At 49.6% G+C, this 18,738-nt stretch carries 20 protein-coding genes; 4 read left to right on the top strand and 16 right to left on the bottom strand.

The features are described from left to right. Positions 1-20 precede the first annotated feature (20 nt). From PRU_RS02625 to PRU_RS02595, 7 genes are all read right to left on the bottom strand, one after another. On the bottom strand, positions 21-641 hold the full coding sequence (locus PRU_RS02625; protein WP_013063732.1) for a hypothetical protein: 621 nt from the start codon (positions 639-641) through the stop codon (positions 21-23). 49 nt (positions 642-690) lie between these two features. Then, positions 691-1,314: a hypothetical protein gene (locus PRU_RS02620; RefSeq protein ID WP_013063157.1), complete on the bottom strand. Its 624-nt coding sequence runs from the start codon at positions 1,312-1,314 to the stop codon at positions 691-693. 12 nt (positions 1,315-1,326) lie between these two features. Beyond that, positions 1,327-1,989, bottom strand: coding sequence for a hypothetical protein (locus tag PRU_RS02615; protein ID WP_013064591.1), 663 nt, complete (start codon positions 1,987-1,989; stop codon positions 1,327-1,329). Between the two features lie 41 nt (positions 1,990-2,030). Continuing rightward, on the bottom strand, positions 2,031-4,430 hold the full coding sequence (locus PRU_RS02610) for a C13 family peptidase (RefSeq protein ID WP_224083015.1): 2,400 nt from the start codon (positions 4,428-4,430) through the stop codon (positions 2,031-2,033). Then, positions 4,420-5,466, bottom strand: a complete 1,047-nt coding sequence (locus tag PRU_RS02605) for a hypothetical protein (RefSeq protein WP_074684092.1) — start codon at positions 5,464-5,466, stop codon at positions 4,420-4,422. The genes PRU_RS02610 and PRU_RS02605 overlap by 11 nt, the downstream gene beginning before the upstream one ends. A 4-nt stretch (positions 5,467-5,470) precedes the next feature. Continuing rightward, positions 5,471-6,028 (bottom strand): TlpA family protein disulfide reductase, encoded by a 558-nt coding sequence (locus PRU_RS02600; protein ID WP_224083014.1) that lies wholly within the window; start codon positions 6,026-6,028, stop codon positions 5,471-5,473. A 318-nt stretch (positions 6,029-6,346) separates the two neighbouring features. Beyond that, positions 6,347-6,913: a hypothetical protein gene (locus PRU_RS02595; protein WP_041385570.1), complete on the bottom strand. Its 567-nt coding sequence runs from the start codon at positions 6,911-6,913 to the stop codon at positions 6,347-6,349. A 129-nt stretch (positions 6,914-7,042) separates the two neighbouring features. Between PRU_RS02595 and PRU_RS02590 the strand changes: the two genes are divergently transcribed. Beyond that, positions 7,043-9,544 (top strand): alpha-L-arabinofuranosidase C-terminal domain-containing protein, encoded by a 2,502-nt coding sequence (locus tag PRU_RS02590; protein ID WP_041385569.1) that lies wholly within the window; start codon positions 7,043-7,045, stop codon positions 9,542-9,544. A 153-nt stretch (positions 9,545-9,697) separates the two neighbouring features. Here the strand turns inward: PRU_RS02590 and PRU_RS02585 are convergent, their stop codons facing one another. From PRU_RS02585 to PRU_RS02575, 3 genes are read right to left on the bottom strand one after another with little or no spacing between them, the layout of a single operon-like run. Then, positions 9,698-10,522, bottom strand: a complete 825-nt coding sequence (locus PRU_RS02585) for an MBL fold metallo-hydrolase (RefSeq protein ID WP_013063950.1) — start codon at positions 10,520-10,522, stop codon at positions 9,698-9,700. Continuing rightward, positions 10,519-10,722, bottom strand: coding sequence for a hypothetical protein (locus tag PRU_RS02580; protein ID WP_041385568.1), 204 nt, complete (start codon positions 10,720-10,722; stop codon positions 10,519-10,521). Before PRU_RS02580 ends, PRU_RS02585 begins: the two co-directional genes overlap by 4 nt. Positions 10,723-10,774: 52 nt before the next feature. Then, positions 10,775-11,434, bottom strand: coding sequence for a CatA-like O-acetyltransferase, family 3 (locus PRU_RS02575; RefSeq protein WP_013064414.1), 660 nt, complete (start codon positions 11,432-11,434; stop codon positions 10,775-10,777). A 116-nt stretch (positions 11,435-11,550) separates the two neighbouring features. On the opposite strand from PRU_RS02575, the gene PRU_RS02570 reads away from it, so the two are divergent. Together PRU_RS02570 and PRU_RS02565 are read left to right on the top strand one after the other, a co-directional pair. Further along, positions 11,551-13,062, top strand: coding sequence for a Y-family DNA polymerase (locus PRU_RS02570; RefSeq protein WP_013065167.1), 1,512 nt, complete (start codon positions 11,551-11,553; stop codon positions 13,060-13,062). Next, complete coding sequence (locus PRU_RS02565; RefSeq protein WP_013065597.1) at positions 13,059-13,463, top strand: YolD-like family protein; 405 nt, start codon at positions 13,059-13,061, stop codon at positions 13,461-13,463. Before PRU_RS02570 ends, PRU_RS02565 begins: the two co-directional genes overlap by 4 nt. A 43-nt stretch (positions 13,464-13,506) precedes the next feature. On the opposite strand, the gene PRU_RS02560 is transcribed toward PRU_RS02565, so the two are convergent. The 4 genes from PRU_RS02560 to PRU_RS02545 form a co-directional block, all read right to left on the bottom strand. Then, complete coding sequence (locus PRU_RS02560) at positions 13,507-14,022, bottom strand: pyridoxamine 5'-phosphate oxidase family protein (protein ID WP_013063714.1); 516 nt, start codon at positions 14,020-14,022, stop codon at positions 13,507-13,509. Positions 14,023-14,028: 6 nt separating this feature from the next. Beyond that, a complete protein-coding gene (locus PRU_RS16240; RefSeq protein WP_224083013.1) occupies positions 14,029-14,169 on the bottom strand; it encodes a hypothetical protein in 141 nt (46 codons plus the stop codon). Between the two features lie 240 nt (positions 14,170-14,409). Beyond that, on the bottom strand, positions 14,410-14,877 hold the full coding sequence (locus tag PRU_RS02550; protein WP_041386558.1) for a pyridoxamine 5'-phosphate oxidase family protein: 468 nt from the start codon (positions 14,875-14,877) through the stop codon (positions 14,410-14,412). A gap of 5 nt (positions 14,878-14,882) precedes the next feature. Beyond that, the gene (locus tag PRU_RS02545) at positions 14,883-15,338 is read right to left on the bottom strand and encodes a cupin domain-containing protein (protein WP_028912316.1); all 456 of its coding nucleotides are present in this window, start codon (positions 15,336-15,338) and stop codon (positions 14,883-14,885) included. Between the two features lie 336 nt (positions 15,339-15,674). Here PRU_RS02545 and PRU_RS02540 point away from each other — a divergent pair, with 336 nt between their 5' ends. Then, complete coding sequence (locus PRU_RS02540; protein WP_013065526.1) at positions 15,675-16,052, top strand: winged helix-turn-helix transcriptional regulator; 378 nt, start codon at positions 15,675-15,677, stop codon at positions 16,050-16,052. Positions 16,053-16,077: 25 nt separating this feature from the next. Here PRU_RS02540 and PRU_RS02535 read toward each other — a convergent pair whose 3' ends face one another. Next, the gene (locus PRU_RS02535) at positions 16,078-17,709 is read right to left on the bottom strand and encodes a hypothetical protein (protein ID WP_041385567.1); all 1,632 of its coding nucleotides are present in this window, start codon (positions 17,707-17,709) and stop codon (positions 16,078-16,080) included. Continuing rightward, positions 17,709-18,737 carry an HlyD family secretion protein gene (locus PRU_RS02530; RefSeq protein WP_013064584.1) on the bottom strand — a complete coding sequence of 343 codons (1,029 nt, stop codon included), beginning with the start codon at positions 18,735-18,737 and terminating at the stop codon, positions 17,709-17,711. Before PRU_RS02530 ends, PRU_RS02535 begins: the two co-directional genes overlap by 1 nt. Between the last annotated feature and the right edge of the window lies 1 nt (position 18,738).

The raw sequence follows: 18,738 nt of genomic DNA, 5'->3' as shown, positions 1-18,738 counted from the left end.
ATTATAATATAACTTTTGTGTCATTTATCGCAAAATGAGGGAGGTTCGCCAAACAATCCAAAAAACCAGATACAAACTGCATGCATATCAATTACAGCATCACGATTCCCTCCGAAATCTACATGCTGCTGCTTGCTATAACCTGTCTGGTCGATAGCGATGCCTATCGTAGGACTCTGGCTGCACCAGTCGGCGATCTCTCCGGCAGTCTGCGCGGTAGTGGGCTTTGCCTCCGGGTCGCTGCCGTAGCCGTCGGCGATGGTCTTGCCACTGGCCAGCTTAGCCTGATAGCCTGCTGCCGTGGTCACCTGCAACGAATAGCTGCCTGTACCGATGTTTGTCTTGGGTGTCATCTTTGCCCAAACGCCCTCGGTGACTGGCAGGGTATTGGTAGAGAAGGTCTTCTTCCACTCGGTAGTGCCCAGTTTCTCTTTCTTCTTTGCGCCCGTCTGGTCGATGTAGTTCACTTCCACGTCGGCCACCTTCAGCACGTCGTCAGTAACCTTCACTATATACATCATCGTCACCTCGGTCTTACCCTCGGTCTTGTCATCATCATCACTTGAGCAGGCGCTCAGCGTTGTCACTGTCAGGCCGCAAATAAGGATGGCGGCTAGTATCCATAAAATGTTCTTTTTCATTGTAATGTTACTATAACTTTTGTGTCATTTATCATATCTTAGGAGTATATTATTCATAGCAATAATCTTTATCTGCACCAAATAATTCCATCAACCATTCGCAAGCATCTTTTTTGTCAAAGAATCCACCTAAGAAATTTCCTCCGAAATCTACATGCTGCTGCTTGCTATAACCTGTCTGGTCGATAGCGATGCCTATCGTAGGACTCTGGCTGCACCAGTCGGCGATCTCTCCGGCAGTCTGCGCGGTAGTGGGCTTTGCCTCCGGGTCGCTGCCGTAGCCGTCGGCAACGGTCTTGCCATTGGCCAGCTTGGCCTGGTAGCCTGCTGCCGTGGTCACCTGCAACGAGTAGCTGCCTGTACCGATGTTTGTCTTTGGTGTCATCTTTGCCCAAACGCCCTCGGTGAGTGGCAGGGTATTGGTGGAGAAGGTCTTCTTCCACTCGGTAGTGCCCAGTTTCTCTTTCTTCTTTGCGCCCGTCTGGTCGATGTAGTTCACTTCCACGTCGGCCACCTTCAGCACGTCGTCAGTAACCTTCACTATATACATCATCGTCACCTCGGTCTTACCCTCGGTCTTGTCATCATCATCACTCGAGCAGGCGCTCATTGTTGTCACTGTCAGGCCGCAAATAAGGATGGCGGCTAGCATCCATAAAATGTTCTTTTTCATTGTCTATTATTTTTATCTACCACAAGGTTTATCACAGAAATCTTCTGGCATATCATCAAACACCCACAACCACGAAAAGAGTTCACAGAGACCACAAAGAGCTGCTACATTTTCAGGCATGTCGTCATTATTTCCTCCAAAGTCCACATGCTGCTGTTTGCAATAACCCGATGGATCTACAAGCAGACCACCAGTAGGGCTCTTGGAACACCAGTCGGCGATTTCTTCTGCAGTCTGCGCCGTGACAGGTGCTTTTTGAGGGTCGTTGCCCGAAAAATCCATGATACTATTCCCGTTTGCAAGGGTTGCCTTGCAAGCCACACCTGTTGTAACCTTCAGCTGGTAAGTGCCGGAGGCGACATTTGTTTTCGGAGTGATCTTGACCCAGATTCCCTGGGCAAGTGGTGACGTGTTATTCAACTTCTGTGACTTTGTCCATTGTGCCGAAGAAAGTGCTTCCTTCTTCTTGGCGCCCGTCTGGTCCACATAGTTCACTTCTACATTGGCCACTTTAAGCACATCGTCGGATATCTGTACAGCGTACATAATCTCTTTCTCGACAGTCGCATCGGCCTTGTCGTTTTTGTCGTCATCACTCGAGCAGGCGCTCAGCGTTGTCACTGTAAGGCCGCAAACAAAGATGGCGGCCAGCATCCATAAAAGATTCTTTTTCATTGTTATATAATTATTTAGTTCATTGTTATATAAATTTTTAGTTATTTCTTGACGAAGAAGTCTTTCGGGCCTGTGGTGTACAGGTTGCCGAAGTTAGTGTAATTGTAGATACTTACATGCGAGCCAAGCGTGTGCTGGGCGCAGTAGAGGTAGAGATCGCGGTAGGTGCCGTTGGGATGGCTGGCAGCGTGGCCCACCAAGTTGCGGCTGAAGCGGTCGCACATCCACACGCCCAGTTCGTTGCTCCACGAGTCGGCAAACGACTGTTCGTAAGGTCCTGCCGAGCAGATGGCCAGCACACCGGGGATACCCTCAAGGGCCTTGCCCATATTGGAAGAGAAACAGGGCTCCAGGCAGACGAGCATCTGACGGAACTGCTTCAGGTCGCTCATCGTGCGAAGGGTCTCTGCCAGCAGGTCGTCGGTCATGCCGTTGCCTGCCATCTCGTCGCGCCACACCATCTCGTTGATACCGTTAATATAACTTCGGTGCCCATGGCCGCTCCAGAACAGCAGCACGTTCTGCCCTGCATCGGCAGGCAGCACGACTGGCGTCTTATCGGTCTTCACACCCTTCAGGATATTACAGATGTCCTGCGGCGTGAGGTCGGCATTCCGGTAGTCGATGACGGCACCCTCGCGCAGGTTCCTGCCATCAGGGTCGGTACGCACGGCACCCTTGTCGCTGTTCTCCGGTGCATCGGCGCATTCGTCGGCACTGACGAGGATGATATGGTCATCGTCGTAGCCACCGGCCTTCAGCATCTGGTAGATGTTCAGCACGTCGGCCTCGTGGCGGTAGTTCTTCCAGCCGTTGCTGCCCTGCACCAGCACGGCATACTGGTCGGTGAGGGCGGGATAGGTGACGGCTGCTGTGGTGCTGCTATATTGCTCGTCGAAATTCTCCTCGGCATTCTGTACCAGCCAGTTCCACGAGGCAAGGGTTTGGGCCGTCTGGACACCGCCCGAGCGACTATAGTAGCCCTGATGCTGCACATGGCCCTGCCAGATCACCCAATGGACGTAGGTGGTGTTGAGCGCAGCCGTAAAGCACTCGCTGTCGAACTGCACGGGCCCTGAGGCGCCTTTGAATCCGATGAGCTGCCCCTGCTCTAAAGCAGAGAGGTAGAGCTCCATGCCCGACTCGCTCCAGGCATGGCCCGAAAGGATATTGTCGGTGGTGGTGATCTTGGCCACGGCGGCGTTGAGATTGTCAACTTCCGGGTGATGTTCCAGATAGGAAGCGGCGAAGGCAGAGAGCAACAGAGCATCGTAGAACTTACACTCGGCGAAGGTGGGCTTGGTGCCGTAGCGCCCCTCGTAGCTCATCTCGAAGCCCGTCATGGGGTCGGCATAAGGCGAGAAGCCCTCATACTGATCGCAAATCACGGCATCGATAGTGCCGAGTGCCTCTATCGCCTCGTCGGTGAGGTTGGGCATCACAAAGAATGTGGGCGACCAGGCACTGGTTAACATCTGATAAGAATGCATGTAATCATACAACTCGGCCGTAGTACTTGCGCCATTTAATTGACACTCCTTTATATACTCATAGATATCGGTGCCCCACCATTGATAGCGTATCTTGCTGATCTCTGCCAGCTGCTCGAGACGATCAATTACCACAAAGGCAGGCATCACAAGGTTGACATCGATGGTACTGATGCTTCCGTAGAATGTTCTCAGCTTCTGGTAAAGCGTCTCCGAATCGGAGTACTGCTCAATCCTGCGGAAACCAATGCCCATCTCCGTGGCCTGGAAAGGCGCCCACTCAAAGAAGGTCTGACCATATATATTGTCTGGCGTAAACAGTCCGGCACTATCGGCAATCTCACCAGACCACTCATTATGCCGAATCATCTGTGCATGACGGCTCAGCATCACCTCCGAGAGCGAGATGTCGGTTTCGGTGAGCGACCATAGGAAAGGCTGCTGCCCGTCGCCAGTGCTGGTGATGGCATAGCGGCGGATCAGGCTCTCGCTGGAGGCGGTGGGCAGGATCAGCGGCTTGCTCTTCTGCTGGCAGTAGAGGGCCACAACGTCAGCATGGTCGTTGTCGAAAGGACCGATGACGGCCAGCAGGTCGTCGCGGTTGGCCAGTCGCTCACCCAGCGATTTCAGGTCATTGCCGTTTTCGTCGTACCATTCCAGCTTCAGGTCGACACAGAGCGTGTCGTGCAGCTGGGCGTTGTGCAGGCTACTGAGCATCCACTCGGCCGTGCGCTCCAGGCGGGCCTTCATGATGGGATCGCTCAGCGGCGCCACCACGGCCACGGTCTTCTCCACCCAGCGGCGCGTGTCCTTATAGACGATGGTATCATCCTCCGTCTTACACGAAGTGAATAGTGAACAGTGAATAGTGAATAGTGCTATGGCGCACAGCCACATCATCCATCTTCCATCAGCCATCTTCCATCTTCCTTCTTCCATCTTACTTCTCATACCGTTCCTCCTCCTTTCTGATGGCTTCTTGGCGCAGTTCTTGATGATCCTCCCGACTCATGTAGTGAAATTGCGACAAATAGATGTCTGTTGCGCCATCTCTCAGCCCGAACGTCCGGTGCTTGGGGAGGGTGCCATCTGCCCACTGGTCGATATAGTATTCCATTACCGTGTCAATGTTCTTAATGACGTTGATATAATTATTAATCAATGGGGAGAAGACATAGTCGTCAACACCAACATAATAGGAAAATTTGGGTAAGATACGGAAAAAGGCATTCATCGCACCGCCACAGATGGGCACGACGCACACATTATCTGTTTCATTGACCTTCGCCTCTTGGTAGATGCGCAGCGCAGTGGTGTCGGCCAGCTGGAATCCCCCACCGGGCTCATTGCTCAGATAATGTGTCTTCAAGGTCTTATTATACTTCGACGTCATGGAGTTAAAACCATCCACAAAGCCTTTTCCGGCTTCAACGACCCACTGCGTGTAGGGGTTTGCCAGTACCAGCAATATCACTTTTGAAGAATAGTAGTCCTGACACAGATAGCCCCCCATGTACATCGCGCCGTAGTAGTCGATGTAGAATGTGGAGCCCTTGCCCTCAAGGGGGGTCGATGTTTCCAGATAGAGCAGGTCGGCATAGGGGTTACGCTCCAGGCGGCGGTTGTTCTTGCGGATAAACTCATCGTAGCCTTGGCATGGGGCGATGAACAGACGGCGCACCGTGTCCTGAGCGCTTTCCATCTGACGGAACACGGTTTCCAGATAGGCCAGTCCCTGTTCATAGCTGTCGGGCACCAGCTGGAGGGTTCTGAAGCCATGCTTCTTGGCCGCACTCTCTATGCCGCGGAAAATTTTATCATTATACGAACGGTCGCCCAGGCCGTTGACGTCGTAGATGACCGTCACCAGCGGCGCCGTACTGGGCTGTTCCTCGTCAGGATTGGGCAGATAGATAGTATCTCCCTCCTTGGTGCAGCACGTCAGCAACATGCCGGCCAATAATATAAAGCTCAGACTCTTTTTCATTGGATTATTCATTCAAACGGGATATTTCTTCTGCGAGGGTCTCAGCGGTGGGCATGCCGGTATCGGCATAGGCCACACGGATGGTGGCGCTGGCATCGCTGATGTAAATGCGAGGGATGCGCGAGGGAGCGAAACGCGAATAGACTTTGCGGTCGGGCTGAGGCGAATAAGGCATCGTGAGCTCGGCAAACTTCCAGAAGGGCTCAATATCCTCTGTCAGGTTCTTACGGGCGATAAGCACGATGGGCAAGGGCTTGCCGTCGCCAGTCAGTTCGCCTTGGCGACTCCTATCCCACAGCTTTTGCACTTCGGGCAGTTCATGGCGGCAGTCAGGACAATCCACCGAAAACAGCACCACCACTGAGGGCTGACCTTTGAGGTCGGCTGTGCGCACCACCGAACCGTCGTTCATCGTCACCTCAAACGCTGGCAACTGGTCGCCCACCACAAGGCTGTCGGCATCCATTACCTCGTCACCGTCAACCTTATCGTCAGTCGCTGAACACCCGCCACAGGCAGTCATCAGCAGCGCAGCCAGCATCGTTAATAGATTCTTTCTCATATTGGAATTTGCTAGAAAAAATGTTCCTCAAAACACTTTTTTATAATTACTAGTTTTAAATATTTCAGTTAATAGATGGTGCAAATATAATAAGAAATATCTGAATTTGGATAAAACTGATTGTTAATAATTATTAATGAGATTGGAAATATAGAAGAACTAAGCAAGAAAAAACGTCTTGCAACAAAAAAAGTCCCCCAAATATTTGGAAGTTTCAGGATTACTTCGTATCTTTGCACCATGAAAGGAAACGATTTCCTCCCGCTGAAATGAAAGAGTAGCACCGTAATCGGGTTAGCAAATCAGTTCAGCGGTTTTTTATTTTCTAAGGTTTTGTATTTCGGCATCAAAAGTTTTTTGGTCTATTATTGCGTATGGTTTAAACAACCCCGTATTACTAATTTTACGGATACATAGATAGGCCTTTTCGCCAAGTTCACGACTAAAATATGCAAAAAAAGCTGTTTCTGGATGCTTGCCAGGTATAACCTCACGCCATCCCTCATATTTTGCCTTTTCAATAAAACCTTTGATATCCTGTGCGAGTTTATTCTTAAAAGCATTGAATCGGTTATCTTGGGTATTCTTACTAGCGATGGTTTTTAAATCAGACTTTGTGACCTCAACATCCATTCTAATGCCATTAGTAACAGTAAAACGCATAGGGCAATTCTTCAAAGTATCTGCTATCTGCATCACTTCAGCCCTAAGCCTTTTACTCTCTATATAATAATCCTCCTCGGTCCTATGGTTATTATTCTGTTTCATATCCAAGGTGCAAAGATACAAAAAAATCGGAAATAAAGAAGAACTATGCAAGAAAAAACGTTTTGCAACAAAAAATGTCCCAAAATAGTAACGTTTTAAAAAGATAGTAATAATCATATCTGGTGCAAATATACAAAAGTTTTTGAAGATATTTCCTTCCCAAGCAAATTTTTCTGAATTTCACTTGCATTTTTACGCTATAATTCATTACCTTTGCATCCTCAAAGAATTAATGACACAATAATAATGAAGAAATCAAGATTTTACCTCTTAGGCATTTTCGCCACAGCGTCTATCAGCGTTTGCGCTCAGACCACCAAGCGCGTGTTTGTCTATAGCCCAGGTGAGCACGCCGGCTTGCATGTAGCACAATTCACCCACAACGGTTGGCAGGAGCTGGGTCAGCTGTGCTCGTCCGACTATGGCACATGGGGAGCCGAGAAGCGTATGTACCACCCCTCAGTGGCCCGCGCTGCCGATGGCACCTGGCGCCTGGTGTTTCAGGTCAACGACAGTTCACCACTCTTTGCCGCAGCCTATAGCCGCAACTTGGTAACCTGGCGCCCACAAGACTATCCTGTGATGTCAACGCCACAGTGCCTCAAGCCGGTAGTCTTTGCCAATGACAATGGCACCTTCGACATCTATTATCAGACGAAAACCGGCGACAAGCGCTGGGTATCTGCATCAGGCAACTTCCGTCAATTCAGCAAAGACCAGAAGAGCCTGATCGATCAGGCTGCCTGGACGCGCGACACCGCCACCATAGCAGGCAAGTTGCACGAGGGCAACACCTTCGACATCACAGCGCAGGAGCTCAGCACCATCACTAGTCACTTCCAACAGTTGCAGGCCGACGCACGTCTCAGCAGTGAGCGCATGCACGACGATGCCAAGAATTCCCTGCAGCCCCATCAGCCTGTGACAGCCACACTTCACGTGAGCAACAGCGAGAAGACCATCAGCGACAAACTGATAGGTATCTTCTTCGAAGACATCAGCTATGCTGCCGATGGCGGTCTGTATGCCGAACTGATTCAGAACCGCGACTTCGAATACAACGCAAAAGATCGTCGCGAGTGGAACGCCACCACCGCCTGGCACTCAGCCAGTCCTATCGATATTTCCACCCAGCACCCACTCAGCAGCAACAATCCCCACTATGCAGTGATTGCTGCCGACACACTGTGGAACGAGGGTTGGGATGGCATCGCCGTAGAGGCCGGCCATAAGTACAACTTCTCGATGTATGTTCTGGCCGACGGTCAGAAGCAGAACTTCACGATTCAGCTAATAGGCACCGATGGCACCATACTTGCCAGCAGCAAACTCAAAACCCAGGGCACCGATTGGCAACAGTACACCTGCGTGCTCAGCACCAAGAAGAGCTGCACCAAGGCCCATCTGGCCATCATTCCGCAGAAGTCCGTCCGTGTGGGACTCGATATGATTTCGCTCTTTCCACAAGAAACATTTATGAACCGTCCTAACGGTCTGCGTCGCGACTTAGCTCAGGTCATCGCCGACCTAAAGCCCAAGTTCGTCCGTTTCCCAGGCGGTTGCATGAGCCATGGTCAGGGCCTCGACAATATCTACCATTGGAACCACACCGTAGGTCCACTTCAGGACCGCAAACCCGACTTCAATATCTGGGGCTATCATCAGACACGCGGACTGGGATTCTTCGAGTATTTCCAGTTCTGCGAAGACATCGGTGCCGAGCCACTCCCAGTGCTTGCAGCAGGCGTTCCATGCCAGAACTCAGCCGCCAACGCCCAGGGTATAGGCGGTCAGCAGTGCGGCATCCCTATGGATCAGATGCCAGCTTACATCCAGGAGCTGCTCGACCTGATTGAGTGGGCCAATGGCGATCCCGCCACCTCCAAGTGGGCCAAGCTTCGCGCTGATGCCGGTCACCCCGCCCCATTCAACCTTAAATATATAGGTATAGGCAACGAGGACATCATCGGCACCGTGTTCGAAGAGCGCTACGAGATGATCTGCAAGGCCATCCGTCAGAAATATCCCGAGATTAAGATTTGTGGCACCGTAGGACCTTTCCACGCCCCAAGTGCCGATTACGTCGAAGGATGGGACTTCACCAAGCGCCATCCCGAGCTGCAGTATATGGTTGATGAGCACTACTACGAGTCAACCGGTTGGTTCATGCACCATCGCAACTATTACGACGGTTACGATCGCACCATGCCTAAGGTTTATCTTGGCGAATATGCAGCCTCAACCAATGTCAAGCGTCCCAATATCGAGACCGCACTGGCCGAAGCCCTCTATCTCACCGATGTTGAGCGCAATGGCGACGTGGTAGAGATGACCAGCTACGCCCCGATGCTGGCCAAGGATAAGCACCACAACTGGGATCCCGACATGATCTACTTCTCTAACACCGAAGTCCGCCCCACCCCTGCCTACCATGTTCAGCGCATGTTCTCGGTATATGGTGGCGACAAGTACGTGAGCACCGACATCCAGATTGCCCCCGAACTTAAACATCGCGTAGGCGTCAGTCTGGTTCGCCACAGTGCCACCGGCCGTCGCTATCTCAAGTTGGTAAACGCCCTGCCCGTAGAGCTCACCATCAAAGCCAACGGCCTCACTATCCCAGCCGACAGCAAGACCGAGGAATTCAGCGGTCAGCCCACCGACCAGACGCTTGAGATGAAGCAAGGAGTAGCAGGCCCCAACGCCCTCACGCTACCCCCTTACACTTTCCGTGTGATAGAGTTATAAAAACAAGTTTATATAAAAGTTAGGCAATAATATAGCAGTTGGCACAGATGATTTATAAAATGCAATTTAAAAGATATATTCTTTTTCTATCTGTAAGACGTATATTGATAGGAAAAAGTTCTTGCTTAGGCAAGCGGCAAAGCCGAGCGGCACTCAGATTTCAATAGTTTCTCCTTCCCTGTTGATTTCCCAGAAAGTGATGTCCTTTTCGTCAGTAAATTCCTTCATGCGCCATGAAGATTCGAAGCCTGTAGTGAAGTGCATAGGAACGAACAGTCCGACCTTGAACCGCTCGATGAATTGCCGGCCACCAAGGGTATAGCCGTTGCCGACACGTCCATCTATGGGAAACATCACCACATCGAAACTGTCGGCAACCTTGCGGATGTCCTTCAGCTCGCCAAGGAATTGCTTCTCGTGAGCTATCGGGTTAAACACCTCCTCCATCTCAAAGCTGTATCGCTGCTGATCAGGATTGTCGTCTGACAGGAACTTGGCATACCAGTTGTTCAGGTCACCCGCATGAAAGATACGTTTGACCTTTGGTCGAGCCTGCTTACGCTCGGCAGACTCCAAGCAAGTTTGGCTCTGCTCTCGCTTATTCGCAGCCTTGTCCTCAGTCTCAACAATCCACGATACGCCGCTGTCTGTGCTGCCTAACGCCCATACGGATATGGTATCGTCAGACCATATACCACCTTTTGCCAACCATACGTCAGCATCCTCCTTGCTGGCTCTCCGATGTTTGTAGATGTCCTTGGAGAGAATGTAGGTGATACCTTCACGCAGCTTCTTCCACTCAAAGATATCCTTCGTAAAGTGGTCTTCGTGGAAGTGGCTGGAGAAGACATACATGGGCTTCTCGCTCCTTAGCACACCATCCATCACACCACTGGGATCCATCCAGTAGTCGAATACTAGGATGGACTGCTCCGTTTCAAGCACAAAGCCGCTATGGAAGATGTAGGTCAGCGTCATGTTTCTTTTGTAAGTCTGTAAACAGTCGATGTGGGTAGAATGACCAATAGCAGCAACACAACCTCTACCAAAGCATACGAGCCGAAATAGTCAACCAATGTCTGGAATTTCAGAACTCCATCCACCAGAAAGACCAGAAAGGCAAACCAGCAGAGAAGGAATATTGCCGAATACTTGATTTTTCGTTTCTTCAGTTTCATGATGTGATATTGAAATTGATGATCTGCTATCAGCTAAATTGGAATTTAACCATTATCTCTCTACAAACGCCTTGATTTCTTGCTTCAAGAGGCGGAATACATTTGCAACCAGATAGCCATCAGCAATCGCATGATTCAGGCGAACAGTCACTGGCATGACAAGCCTGCCGTTTTCTTCCCTGTATTTCCCCCAGTTGACGATAGGCGCAAAATACAGATGCCCATCGGGCAGTTCTATGTTCAGCGAATCGTATGAGAGCCATGATATGAACGATGCATCAAACCAGTTCGGGTGGTTCGCCATATCCAGTCCGTATTCCCTTGTTTTCTTTGCCTCTTCAACATCCCGCAAAGCAGAAGCATAGAACTTTTCGTAGTTCTCAAAGTATTCTGTATAGACAGGTGTGCATGTTTCCGTATCTTCATGAAAAACATACTGTGTTGGATTTATCACGTCGTAGCAGATGAGTTCATCCGTCTGCCAAAGATACCCCATTCTGTAGTCTTCACGGGAATTCATCACCTTGGAGAGGACATACAGGAAGTTGATATAAAACTTTGTCCCTGTTTTCTTGGAATATCCAACAAGTTCTGTTACGTCTATCCTCGCTGTTATGGAAGTAGAGCATTTACAATCTTCTGAAAAGTGACGGAATACACCTTTCCTATAGTATTTATCTCTGTCAATTACCTTATAGTTTGTCTTCATCATTGTAAATTCCGATTTATCTGCCTGTATTATTAAACTTTGTTGCAAAATTAGTCATTTCTGATAAATTCTGAGGTTTTATGAGTAATTTTGTGGCTGTTTTTGAGAATAATTAAGGTATGTCGGAGCAGCAGCGGACATATATTGCCATCGATCTGAAGTCGTTTTACGCTTCAGTGGAGTGTGTGGACAGAGGGTTTGACCCGCTGACCACCAATCTCGTGGTAGCAGATGTAAGCCGGACGGAGAAAACCATTTGTCTGGCTGTTTCTCCTTCGCTCAAAGCTTATGGCATCGGAGGACGTGCGCGACTGTTCGAGGTGGTTCAGAGAGTGCGCGAGGTGAACAACGAGCGCAAGAGATCTGCCGGGTGGAGGATGACAGGCAAATTCTACAATGGCCCGGAACTGAAAGCCAATCCAAGTCTCGAACTCGACTATATCGCTGCACCGCCACGTATGGCTCACTACATGGAGGTGAGCACCAAGGTCTATGAGACCTACTTGAAATACATTGCTCCAGAGGATATTCATGTCTATAGCATCGACGAGGTGTTTATGGATGTGACAGCCTATCTGAGAACCTATAAGTTGTCGGCGCATGAACTAGCCATGAAGATGATCCGCGACGTGCTGGCCACTACGGGCATCACAGCTACGGCTGGCATCGGCACAAACATGTATCTGGCAAAGGTGGCAATGGACATTGTAGCCAAGAAAGCACCTGCCGACAAAGACGGAGTGCGTATCGCAGAACTAGATGAAATGTCGTATCGACGTGAGTTGTGGGACTACCAGCCTATCACGAAGTTCTGGCGTGTAGGACGTGGAATCGCTGAGAAACTGGCTGTCTATGGTATTGACACGATGGGTAAGTTGGCCAGGATGTCTGTACAGAACGAAGGATTGCTTTACCGGCTCTTTGGCGTGAATGCCGAACTGCTGATAGACCATGCTTGGGGATGGGAGCCGTGTACGATGGAGTCTGTAAAGGCATATCGTCCTGAGACCAACTCCTTCAGTAGCGGACAGGTGCTGCAGGAGCCTTACACATTCAAGAAAGCCCGTGTGGTGATACAGGAAATGGCAGAAGGAATGGCACTCGATCTCGTATCGAAGCGTCTGATGACTGACCAGCTGGTGCTGACCGTAGGTTATGATGCAGAATGTCTGACACGACCAGAAATTCGTGAGAAATATCACGGTGAGATTACTGCTAATTATTACGGGAAGAATGTGCCAAAACATGCTCACGGCACGTTCAATTTCGAGAAACCCACATCATCCTCGCGCCTTATCATGGAAGGTGCTTCAGAGTTGTTTGACAGCCATGTGAATCCAGATTTGCTGATTCGCAGGCTGAACCTGACAACGAACCATGTGGTATCGGAGGCATCGGTATTTGCACAGGCCAATGCTCCCCAGCAGCTTGATCTCTTCACTGATTACGAAGCATTAGAGAAACAGCGTCAGGAGGAGCAAGCAAAGCTGGACAAAGAACGCCGAATGCAGGAAGCACAGTTGAAAATCAAACAGCGTTTCGGCAAGAACGCCATCCTCAGAGGCCTGAATTTCGAGGAGGGAGCCACTGCCAAGGAACGTAACGAACAAATAGGAGGACACAAGGCATGACCAACGATTACGACGACATCATCAATCAGCCACACTACGAGCCCAAGCATCATCCAAGGATGTCGATGTGGAACCGTGCAGCCCAGTTTGCACCCTTCGCCGCATTGACTGGCTACGACGCAGCCATTCAGGAGTCAGGCCGTTTGACGGACGACTGGTTAGGTTTGAGTGAATCAGGCAATGAGGAAATGAATCGAAAAATGGAATTGATTGTTTCCATATTGCCAGAGCATCCTTCTGTGACCATCGAGTATTTCGTGCCAGACGAGCATAAGGCAGGAGGTTCCTATCAGTCTTATACCGGTAATGTGAAACGCATCGATGAATACGAAAAGTGCATCGAGTTTACAAACGGGAAGAAAGTCCCACTTGATGTCATAAGAGAGATAAAAATCGATTGATCATGATAGACAGTCTGACGTATGGCTGTGATTCGTACTTTGTTCATTCCATTCGTCCCCATTTCATTTCTTCCCCCTGCTTGTCATACTGTTTACGCTTACCAGTAGGAGGTGCTGTAAGAGTTATCTTAACTACTGCCGTTCTTTCTAAACTACGCTGGATTGCATCATCAAAGGCATCCATATGTTTGGGGAGAAAACGCAGACATATTGCCCTCAGAGCCTCTATCTTCTCTTCTCTATCTGATACGATTTCTGCTTTTCCAACTGCCATCGCTGATTTATATTGGAGTGAAAAACTTCCGTCCTTTGGGCCAACGGTAGGAGTGCATCTGGTGACTGCCGACAATGCAACAATCGGGTTAGCTGTTATACAGTCCAGTTTTTCTCCTTCCATAGCACAATGGAAGTAGAAAGTCTTATCGTCTGTACGTACCAATGACAAGGGTACACCATAAGGGCTACCATCTAGTCGTGTAAAACTGACGGTGACATACGGAGCCTTATCCAGCACCTCAAAAGCGAAGGTGGCATCCATTTCTCTGCTTGATTTCCTCATATTCGTTTATTTTATCGGGTCTGAACAATAATCTCTACGGCCACAGTCCTTGCAGCATTTATGCTTGAGCTTTCCTTCTTTATCGTAAGTGCCGATAATCAGCACTGGTTGTGGCAGTAGCCACGCTGTTGACTTAAAACTCTTCATATTATTTGTTTTATAATACTCTTTTGCCCTAAATTCATTTAAATATGGTGGCAAAGATGGTGCAAATCGAATGCAGAAAGCTTGCTTTTTGCTGAGATGCAGCCCATTTTCGCCGCTCGAACTTGTTCGCTTTTCATAAAAAAAAGAACTTTTGTTGCAAAATTACCAATAATCAGCGTAAAATCGCTATCTTTGCCATCAGTTTTAACAAAAGTTGAATCTCGGCACATGGCAGGGTATCTACTTCTGCGAGCATCGCAATTTCTTGTATCTCTCACCAACGAAACCGTTGCCTATTTCGCCTGAAATGAGATCGAAATGTTGGAATACCGGCGGTGTTGGAGACAGGTCGAAATAGTCCATCTCTGCTATTGGCAGGCAGAAGTATTCCATCTGGTCATAGCTCGTATAGAGGCGGGACAGCACGGGATTATGGTCATAAATCCATCGCTTCACATCGTCTTCCACGTTGAAGTTCACCATACCAGAACATCTAACGGAAATATTATCTGCGTAGGCCAGTATCTCAACATTGGGATTCTGGCGTAACTCCCGATAGACAGCCTTCTTAGCAGAAGTGGCGAAGTAGAGCACATGCCCTTCCTGCTTCATAATCTGGAAGATGCGCAACTTAGGCAAATTGCCCTCGCTGGTAGCGAAGGCAATCTCTTTGTGGTCTTTCAGAAACTGAATTGCTTTGTCGAACATCTCGCTTACCATTTCAGTTCTTCCTGCAGAATTACACCGTCGGTCATAGGGCTGTCAGCCTCAGTGAAGGCATTGGCCTTGTACTGGATGCAGAGCATAGTCAGGTTCTCGCTGCCAGTATTCTTCAGCGCACGCTTGCCATCGGGAGCGACGCGGATAATGGTGCCCTCGCTGACAGGGAAGATCTCACCATCCACCTGATACTGGCCTTCACCCTTCAGGATAATGTAAAGTTCCTCGTGAGTCTTGTGGGTGTGCAGGAAACCGCTGTCCTGACCAGGAACGAGCGTCTGGAAACTCAGTTCGCTGCCAGTTGCACCTACGGCCTGACCTGCGAATACCTTACCTTGAATGGTTACGTTGGGGCCCATCGGAAGCACGTGCTCGATAATCTCACTCATCTTACCTACGCTTACTGCGCTGTAATTCTTACCACTCTTAATTGTCTCAATCTGTTTCATAATTCTTATTCGTTTAAAATGTTATTTGTTCGTTTTGACGCTGCAAAGGTACGGCAAGTTTTTCATTCCCACAAGAAGGCACTTTTTTGTGCCATAGTTACCAAATGGTAGGAATTGTGACAGATTCGGACTTTTGCAAAATCATCTTTAACTTAGATTAACCAAGTATAATGATGTTACTTGGTAACTTTTTGCTACCTTTGCTGAGTAAACTCAGCGAGAACAGGCTGCACCTCAGCAATTCGAGCGAGCTCGATTGCATTCGGTTTCTTGCGTCCCGATGGTAGCAAGCGACCAAGGTCGAGCGGCACTGTCCTTGCGGCAAAATCAATAGTTATGGCAGATATTAAAGCAGAGTATTTAGCCTGTCCTATCAGGCAAGTAGTGAGTCGTTTTGGCGACAAGTGGTCTATGCTGGTGCTCTATATGCTCTATACCAGCGAAAGGCAACGGGTAGGCGACCAAGGGTCGGGAATGACGGGTATATTGCGCTTTAATGAGATCCGTCGTCTGATGACGGACTGTTCCCAGAAGATGCTCTCGCAGACGCTGAAGAATCTGGAGCAGAGCCACCTGGTACATCGTGAGGTCTATCCGGAGGTCCCTCCCCGAGTGGAATATTCCCTGACAGAGACAGGCAAATCGCTGATGCCAGCACTCACGGCTCTGATAGCTTGGGGCAAGGAACATTTCAATGAAGTGGTAACCGATTGAAGGTATGGCACTCCATTAAACTCAGTTAAGCATTCTTATGTTTCCTCGCCAGATATTCTATTGCCAATACAGGCCATAGAGGCACTTTGCGTATGTTTGTTCTGACAGCGGGAATATCACACAACAGGAAGACAGACGCCAGAAGCAGGGCAAACCAGATGACGTAACCATACACCTGTTTAATAGCTACGAGCATCATAGAATGCAAATAACTATTGCCCATGAACGCCCCGAAATCAAATTGTGAGAGGTCGAGGTTTGTGAGTGTCAGCTGACGACCATAGTTCATCATGTCCTCATTCAGGAAATGCGAGAAAATGGTGGTATAGAAACCATAGCCCATAGCACCACCAAGATACATGTGCGGGATGTTGAACACGAACAGTCCCATAAAGAACATCTCAAGACTGGGTACCGATTCATCCAAAGCCCACATCAGGGTTGGTGCAAGAACACCATAACCAAAGCCGCGGAGCATGATTGACAGTTGGTATTGCTCGATGTTCACCGCCATACCCAACGTGGAATACATCAGCAAGGCGTAAGCGCTGATGGAGAGGAAGGCTATACCTATCAGTTTCCATACCTTCCACTTCTGAACCTTTAGCCAGTAGAGGTCGAACGCTATACCCAGGAACATGCCTGGCAATGCCCACATGTACTGACTCTCCTTGGTGAGTTCTTCCAATCCGACGACCTCTGTGTAGAGTATCTCCTCAAGTGTATGCTCGGCACCGAAAGCCAGTTCTGCCAATATGGTGACGATGAGTATGGGTACCACATTGCGGCATTTCAGCAGGCGAAGCTCTACGTATGGATAGCGGTTGTGAATCAGCCGGTAAAGGGTGAGTCCTGCAAAGATGAGTGCAAAAGCTCCCACCATTCTGATATGCCGGTTTGCGAACCACCTGTAGTGATCGCCATAGACAAAGATGTACGAGAACAGAAGCATTGTGACGCAGATGAGTAAAGCGCCCTGCCAATCGGTCCCCTTCAGCGAGAACCTGTTGGGCATAGGACAGAACGGACGACACAGCACTATCTGTGACAGCAGCACGAACGACATGGTGCCTACGGTAAAGGTGTGCATCATCTGCCATGTAAAATGATGCCCCATCCAGGCAGCAAGCCATCCCCCACCCTCGATGGCGGTGAGAAGGATGATGTGGAGCACAGGGAAGAAGACGGCGAAGTCGCGCTTTGGCGTAATCCACAACTGGATGTTGCTCATACACTCGAACGTGCCCTGGATCTTGGCTATGCCCGCAATAAAGCAGGCCAACATGAGGACTGGCATCGACTGGCTATGCATGGTGATAACGTTGCAGATGCCCATCACGATGGCCGAGGTGCACAGCAGCTGCTGATTGGTGAAGCGGAACTTCATCCTGAACAGCATGGGGAACCACACGGCCATGCCTGCCAGCGTGGCATAGAGCAGAAACATCACATCCTCAATCATGAAGTTGGTGGTGCCACGAATCTCGTCGAGCGCACCTAGATAGATGCCACCCGAGAATTGGAAGCACAGAGCCGTAAGGACGTAAATCCAAGGTTGCAACTTGCGAGGCACCCACCCTTTCATCATCGGCATAGCGAACCCCATACCTGCTGGTGGCGGTGGTGCCTTCATCAAAAACTCAGTCAGCTTTCCCATTACTCTTCTACCTTGCAAACAACGTTATAACCACCGTGCAGCTTCTGCAGTTCATCGTTGACATCAATCTTCACACGCACCGTCACGCGCTGCTCCACCTTGACGAAATTGCCGGTGGCATTGTCGATAGGCACCAACGAGAACGCACTACCTGTTGCATCGCTGATACGCTCTACCACACCGGTATACTCCACATCGGGCACGGCATCGGCCGTAAAACGCACCTTGTCGCCCACCTTGATATTTGGCATCTGCGACTCCTGATAGTTGGCCTCCACCCATTTCTCATGTTTGTCAACGATGCTCACCATTGTCTGACCGGGATTAACCAGCTGCCCCACATGAATATCCTTGCTACCCACCACACCATCGCAAGTGGCAATGATGTAGCAATACGAGAGGTTCAGGCGGGCAATCTCCACCTGGGCACGTGCCAGTTCGATGGCAGCTTCTGAGGCCGAGAGATGATGTCCTTGCTCTGCCACAACGGCCGTCTGTGTGTTGCGCGAACGAAGTGCCTGCTCATATCCGGCCTTGGCGCTCAGATACCCCGTGTGGACATTGTCATACTGCTGCTGTGTAACGGCATCCTGTTCCAGAAGTTTCTGAAAACGCGCATCCTCTCTCTTTGCATTCTCCATCTGCACACGAGCAGCTTCAATGCCTGCTTCGGTCACGCCGATACTGGTCTTAGTGGTATGGATACTGCTTGCTGTACCCTGCGAACCGCGCTCAGCACGGGTCAAATCGGCTTCTGCCTGAGCCAGACGAAGCCGGAACTCGGCATCCTCAATGACAACAAGCGTATCGCCCTTCTTCACCTCCTGAAATTCATTGAAGCGCACCTCGCGTATAAAGCCCTGCACGCGGCAATTCTGGGGTACGATATTCTGGCACACACGGGCATTATCCGTCACCTCGCCACCACCGAAATGCATAAACTGACTGGCAGCATAAACAGCGCCGCCTACGATACAAAGTATCACAATCGCATTATAAATATAAGTCGTAATCTTATTCTTTTCCATC

The organism is Xylanibacter ruminicola 23 (genome assembly GCF_000025925.1).
Classification (GTDB): Bacteria; Bacteroidota; Bacteroidia; order Bacteroidales; family Bacteroidaceae; genus Prevotella; species Prevotella ruminicola.
Note: the sequence above shows the minus strand (reverse complement) of the source record. Positions and strands in the feature narration are given on the sequence as shown.

Coding starts and splice junctions, on each gene's coding strand:
- PRU_RS02625 (WP_013063732.1), bottom strand. CDS start 641: ATGAAAAAGAACATTTTATGGATACTAGCCGCCATCCTTATTTGCGGC.
- PRU_RS02620 (WP_013063157.1), bottom strand. CDS start 1,314: ATGAAAAAGAACATTTTATGGATGCTAGCCGCCATCCTTATTTGCGGC.
- PRU_RS02615 (WP_013064591.1), bottom strand. CDS start 1,989: ATGAAAAAGAATCTTTTATGGATGCTGGCCGCCATCTTTGTTTGCGGC.
- PRU_RS02610 (WP_224083015.1), bottom strand. CDS start 4,430: ATGAGAAGTAAGATGGAAGAAGGAAGATGGAAGATGGCTGATGGAAGA.
- PRU_RS02605 (WP_074684092.1), bottom strand. CDS start 5,466: ATGAAAAAGAGTCTGAGCTTTATATTATTGGCCGGCATGTTGCTGACG.
- PRU_RS02600 (WP_224083014.1), bottom strand. CDS start 6,028: ATGAGAAAGAATCTATTAACGATGCTGGCTGCGCTGCTGATGACTGCC.
- PRU_RS02595 (WP_041385570.1), bottom strand. CDS start 6,913: ATGATTATTACTATCTTTTTAAAACGTTACTATTTTGGGACATTTTTT.
- PRU_RS02590 (WP_041385569.1), top strand. CDS start 7,043: ATGAAGAAATCAAGATTTTACCTCTTAGGCATTTTCGCCACAGCGTCT.
- PRU_RS02585 (WP_013063950.1), bottom strand. CDS start 10,522: ATGACGCTGACCTACATCTTCCATAGCGGCTTTGTGCTTGAAACGGAG.
- PRU_RS02580 (WP_041385568.1), bottom strand. CDS start 10,722: ATGAAACTGAAGAAACGAAAAATCAAGTATTCGGCAATATTCCTTCTC.
- PRU_RS02575 (WP_013064414.1), bottom strand. CDS start 11,434: ATGATGAAGACAAACTATAAGGTAATTGACAGAGATAAATACTATAGG.
- PRU_RS02570 (WP_013065167.1), top strand. CDS start 11,551: ATGTCGGAGCAGCAGCGGACATATATTGCCATCGATCTGAAGTCGTTT.
- PRU_RS02565 (WP_013065597.1), top strand. CDS start 13,059: ATGACCAACGATTACGACGACATCATCAATCAGCCACACTACGAGCCC.
- PRU_RS02560 (WP_013063714.1), bottom strand. CDS start 14,022: ATGAGGAAATCAAGCAGAGAAATGGATGCCACCTTCGCTTTTGAGGTG.
- PRU_RS16240 (WP_224083013.1), bottom strand. CDS start 14,169: ATGAAGAGTTTTAAGTCAACAGCGTGGCTACTGCCACAACCAGTGCTG.
- PRU_RS02550 (WP_041386558.1), bottom strand. CDS start 14,877: ATGTTCGACAAAGCAATTCAGTTTCTGAAAGACCACAAAGAGATTGCC.
- PRU_RS02545 (WP_028912316.1), bottom strand. CDS start 15,338: ATGAAACAGATTGAGACAATTAAGAGTGGTAAGAATTACAGCGCAGTA.
- PRU_RS02540 (WP_013065526.1), top strand. CDS start 15,675: ATGGCAGATATTAAAGCAGAGTATTTAGCCTGTCCTATCAGGCAAGTA.
- PRU_RS02535 (WP_041385567.1), bottom strand. CDS start 17,709: ATGGGAAAGCTGACTGAGTTTTTGATGAAGGCACCACCGCCACCAGCA.
- PRU_RS02530 (WP_013064584.1), bottom strand. CDS start 18,737: ATGGAAAAGAATAAGATTACGACTTATATTTATAATGCGATTGTGATA.